The organism is Pseudomonas sp., from assembly GCF_040514055.1.
Classification (GTDB): domain Bacteria; phylum Pseudomonadota; class Gammaproteobacteria; order Pseudomonadales; family Pseudomonadaceae; genus Aquipseudomonas.
In genome coordinates this window covers 1-3,145 of record NZ_JBEVDL010000075.1, presented here as the reverse complement: position 1 = coordinate 3,145, position 3,145 = coordinate 1, and the positions used below count along the sequence as shown (strand labels likewise).

4 protein-coding genes are annotated in these 3,145 nt (G+C 65.0%); all 4 read left to right on the top strand.

The features are described 5' to 3' along the window. Positions 1-429, top strand: a 429-nt coding sequence (locus tag ABWY06_RS19560; RefSeq protein WP_353927247.1) for a cobalamin biosynthesis protein, incomplete at its 5' end; no start/stop codon positions are given. Next, the gene (gene cobD / locus ABWY06_RS19555) at positions 422-1,414 is read left to right on the top strand and encodes a threonine-phosphate decarboxylase CobD (RefSeq protein ID WP_274074921.1); all 993 of its coding nucleotides are present in this window, start codon (positions 422-424) and stop codon (positions 1,412-1,414) included. The genes ABWY06_RS19560 and cobD, both read left to right, overlap by 8 nt. Further along, the gene (locus tag ABWY06_RS19550) at positions 1,411-2,862 is read left to right on the top strand and encodes a cobyric acid synthase (RefSeq protein ID WP_353927246.1); all 1,452 of its coding nucleotides are present in this window, start codon (positions 1,411-1,413) and stop codon (positions 2,860-2,862) included. The genes cobD and ABWY06_RS19550 overlap by 4 nt, the downstream gene beginning before the upstream one ends. Positions 2,863-2,984: 122 nt before the next feature. Next, positions 2,985-3,145, top strand: a 161-nt coding sequence (locus ABWY06_RS19545; protein ID WP_353927248.1) for a bifunctional adenosylcobinamide kinase/adenosylcobinamide-phosphate guanylyltransferase, incomplete at its 3' end; no start/stop codon positions are given.

Here is a 3,145-nt window from a genome sequence, read left to right as displayed (position 1 = left end):
CCGGGCGTGGTGCTCTACCGTTTGAGCAACACTCTGGACGCGATGTGGGGCTATCGCAACGAGCGCTTCGAGCGGTTCGGCTGGGCGGCGGCGAAGATTGACGATGTGCTCAACTACATTCCCGCGCGTCTGGTGGCGTTGACCTACGCGCTGCTGGGCAAGACCCGCCTGGCGTTGAAATGCTGGCGCACCCAGGGGCCGACCTGGGATAGCCCGAATGCCGGCCCGGTGATGGCGGCGGGTGCTGGTGCGTTGGGCGTCGAGTTGGGCGGGCCGGCGATTTATCACGGTGAACTGCATCAGCGCCCGAAGCTGGGCGAGGGCGTGCCGGCGGATGCCGACGCCATCGACCGCGGCTGGCAACTGGTCCAGCGAGGGGTATGGTTGTGGCTGCTGATTTTGTGCGTGGGGGCTGAATTTTATGCTTGAGCACGGTGGACGACTGCGCAAGGCGGCGCACGATTACGGCATTGACGAAGCCGATTGGCTCGACCTGTCCAGCGGCCTGGCGCCCTGGCCGTTTCCCGTGCCCGACATCCCGCTGCGCGCCTGGGCGCGGTTGCCGGAAACCGATGACGGCCTGGAGCAGGCGGCCTGTGACTACTACGGCACCCTGCAGGCACTGCCGGTCGCCGGCTCACAGATGGCCATCCAGTTACTGCCGCGCTTGCGCCGGGCGGGCAAGGTCGGCGTGCTGTCGCCTTGTTACGCCGAGCATGCCGAGGCGTGGCGGCGCAATGGCTACATCGTGCGCGAGGTGCTGGAGCAGGAAGTCGACTTCTTTGTCGACAGCCTCGACGTGCTGGTGGTGGTCAACCCGAACAACCCGACCGGGCTGAACCTGACGCCCGCGCGTCTGCTCGACTGGCATTCGCGCCTGGCCCCGCGCGGTGGCTGGCTGGTGGTGGACGAGGCCTTCATGGACAACACGCCGCACCTGAGCGTGGCGCCGTTTGCCCATCAGGTCGGTTTGATCGTGCTGCGCTCCTTTGGCAAGTTTTTCGGCCTGGCCGGGGTACGCCTGGGTTTTGTCCTGGCGGAGCGCCGGTTGCTCAAGCTGCTCGCCGAGCAGGTCGGGCCGTGGGCGGTCAGCGGGCCGACCCGGGTGCTCGGCCAGGCATGCCTGCGCGACACCGAAGGTCACACGCGCCAGCGCTTGCGTACCGATGAGGCCAGCGCGCGGCTGGCCACCTTGTTGACGCAATACGGCCTCGAGCCCCAGGGCGGTTGCGCCCTGTTCCAGTGGCTGAGCACCGAGCGCGCCGAACTGCTTCACGACTTCATGGCCCGGCGCGGCATTCTGCTGCGCCTGTTCACCCACAACAGCAGCCTGCGTTTCGGTCTGCCTGGCGATGAAGCCGACTGGGCACGTCTCGCTTCGGCGCTGGACGCCTACGCCAAGGAACACCCATGACCACGCTGATGGTGCAGGGCACCACCTCCGACGCCGGTAAAAGCACCCTGGTAACGGCGCTGTGCCGCTGGGTGACACGCCAGGGTGTCCGCGTGGTGCCGTTCAAGCCGCAGAACATGGCACTCAACAGCGCGGTGACCGCCGACGGTGGCGAGATCGGCCGCGCCCAAGCGGTGCAGGCCCAGGCCGCCCATCTTGAACCCCACACCGACATGAACCCGGTGCTGCTCAAGCCCAACAGCGATACCGGCGCCCAGGTGATCATCCATGGTCGTGCGGTCACGACCATGAATGCCGTGGCCTATCACGACTACAAGGCTATCGCCATGCAAGCGGTGCTGGCCTCCCATGAACGCTTGAGCGCGGCGTATCCCGTGGTGATGGTCGAAGGCGCGGGCTCACCGGCCGAGATCAACCTGCGTGCTGGCGACATCGCCAACATGGGCTTTGCCGAAGCGGTGGATTGCCCGGTGGTGCTGATCGCCGACATCAATCGCGGTGGGGTTTTCGCCCATTTGGTGGGCACCCTGGAACTGCTGTCGCCTAGCGAACAGGCGCGGGTCAAAGGCTTCATCATCAATCGTTTTCGTGGCGACATCGCGCTGCTGCAACCCGGCCTCGACTGGCTCGAGGCGCGCACCGGTAAACCGGTGATCGGCGTGCTGCCCTACGTGATGGACTTGCACCTGGAAGCCGAGGACGGCATCGATCAGCGCCAGGCCGACAAGGCCGGGCAACTGTTGAAAGTGGTGGTGCCGGTGTTGCCGCGCATCAGCAACCACACCGATTTCGATCCCCTGCGCCTGCACCCGCAAGTGGACCTGCAATTCATCGGCCCCGGCCAGGCGATTCCACCGGCCGACCTGATCATTCTTCCTGGCTCGAAAAGCGTGCGCAGCGATCTGGCGTACCTGCGTGCCAATGGTTGGGACACCGCGATTTCCCGGCATTTGCGCTATGGCGGAAAGGTCCTGGGTATTTGCGGTGGTCTGCAGATGCTGGGGGGGCAGGTGCATGATCCGCTGGGGCTGGAAGGGGCGTCGGGCTCGAGTGCGGGGTTGGGGCTGTTGGCGTTTGAAACGCAGTTGGAAGAAGAGAAGCAGCTGCGCAACGTGCGTGGGCGCCTGGCGCTGGAGAATGCTGAGGTCAGTGGTTATGAAATCCATGCTGGCGTCACAACGGGAGCGGCATTGGAAAACGCTGCCGTGCAGCTCGATGACGGTCGCTGCGATGGCGCGCAAAGTGTTGATGGGCAGATTTTCGGCACCTACCTGCATGGCCTCTTCGAGTCGCCGGCGGCGTGCAGTGCGCTGTTGCGCTGGGCGGGATTGCAGGATGTGCAGGACGTGGATTACCACGGGTTGCGCGAGCGGGATATCGAGCGGTTGGCGGATCTGGTTGAAAGGCATCTGGATACCGGGCTGTTGCGTGAGCTCTCTGGGATTTGAGTTGGCTTTACCGGCCTCTTCGCGGGCAAGCCCCCTCCAACAGTTTGACCGCGTTTACCTGTAGGAGCGGGCTTGCCCGCGAAGGGGCCCGTCATGACACCGCACAATTTATGGAATAAACCATGCTCCAACTGATCCTCGGCGGCGCCCGCTCCGGCAAGAGTCGCCTGGCTGAAAAACTGGCAACCGACAGCCAACTCCAAGTGACCTACATCGCCACCAGCCAACCCCTGGACGGCGAAATGAACGAGCGCGTCGCCCATCACCGCGCCCGCCGTCCCGC

Coding starts and splice junctions, on each gene's coding strand:
- cobD (WP_274074921.1), top strand. CDS start 422: ATGCTTGAGCACGGTGGACGACTGCGCAAGGCGGCGCACGATTACGGC.
- ABWY06_RS19550 (WP_353927246.1), top strand. CDS start 1,411: ATGACCACGCTGATGGTGCAGGGCACCACCTCCGACGCCGGTAAAAGC.